The organism is Bacillus sp. LR--39 (assembly GCF_053613335.1).
Genome location: NZ_JBSIOT010000134.1, coordinates 1 through 1,489 on the forward strand (window position 1 = coordinate 1; position 1,489 = coordinate 1,489).

The window sequence follows — 1,489 nt, forward strand, 5'->3', positions numbered from 1 at the left end:
ATGGAAATTATATGAACATTTTAGAGAAGCATATTGACCGTATTAGGCACGTTCATTTTAAAGACGCGCGCCTTAAGATCATGGAGAAATGCAAGCGGGAAGGAAATTCGTTCCAACAGGCGTTTCTGCAAGGGATGTTCACAGTTCCAGGCGACGGCTGCATCGACTTTAGAGAAGTATATCAAACGCTTTTAAAGCACGGCTATTCCGGCTGGATCGTAGTGGAAGCCGAGCAGGATCCCGATGTTGCCAACCCGCTTGAATACGCATTGATCGCCAGAAAGTACATCGATCGTCACTTGTTGAATGTCCCAGCAACCAATTAAGGGGGCTCTAAATTGAGCAATGGAAGTGCAGCAGTCTCACCATTCAATAAACGAACCGTCGCAGCAGCTTTGGCAAATTACATTGATGCAGGCTCCATTGTCGCAGGATCGGCAGGATTATCTTTATGGGTCAGTTACCTGAAGCTTTCTGATACACAGATCGGACTGCTCGGCGCATTTAGCGCCAACGCCATTTCGGCAGCAATCGGAGCGCTGCTCGGAGGCTTTTTGGCCGACAAAATTGGCCGAAAGGCTGTCTATACGAACAGTATGCTGGTTTATGCACTGGGCATTTGTTTAGTTTTATTCGGCACCAGCTTCCCCTTTTTGTTAAGCGGTTACATTATTATCGGTTTATCGGTAGGAGCTGATATTACGGCTTCCTGGACGATCATCGCAGAGAACGCACCTAAGAAAAACAGGGCGCGTCATTGCGGGGTTGCACAGGTCGCATGGGCTGCGGGAGCGGTTGTGGTTCTGCTGCTGTCGGTCCTGCTCGGTGATTTAGGCTTATTGGGCAATAAAATCGTGTTTGGGCATTTGCTCGTTATCGCACTGATTACTTATGTTCTGCGGAAAAGGCTGCCGGAATCCGATGCCTGGCAGGATCAATCCGAAATGGCTCAAGCCGTCAGGAAGCCGAAGACGCCTTATCTCGATTTGCTTCAGCCTAAGTATTTGAAAAGCATTTTATTCTTAATGGGCGTGTACTTGGTTTGGAATCTGGCTGCAGGTGTCATGGGGTTTTTTATGCCTTACATTTATCAGCAGGTCGGCGATGTATCAGCGACCATGGCAAATATTTTGCAGATGGGGCTGTTTATTTTCACCGGGCTTGGCGTCGCTTTTATCTTCATGCCGTTTGCAGACAAATACAGGAAGACAGTGTTTGGGATCTCCGCATTTGCGGCGGTGATCGGCTGGTCATTGTTTCTGCTTCCGGCAGAGGGCATGCCGATTCTCATCCTCTTTATCGTGATGATCGGCATAAACAACGGGGCGGGGCAACAGGCCAACTATCAATTATGGGCGAGTGAAATTTTCCCGACGGAATATCGCGCATCTGCACAAGGATTGATGTTCTTCCTTGTTCGTATCTCAATCGGGGCTTGGAGCCTTTTCGTTCCAATGATCATCTCGAATTTTGGAATTGCATTTATGGC

General features: G+C 48.2%; 2 protein-coding genes. Both read left to right on the forward strand.

The annotated features are described in order from the left end of the window. A partial coding sequence (locus ACWHAR_RS21100) for a TIM barrel protein (protein ID WP_452087720.1) occupies positions 1-326 on the forward strand: 326 nt, incomplete at its 5' end. 12 nt (positions 327-338) lie between these two features. Continuing rightward, on the forward strand, positions 339-1,489 hold a 1,151-nt coding region (locus ACWHAR_RS21105), incomplete at its 3' end, for an MFS transporter (RefSeq protein ID WP_452087721.1).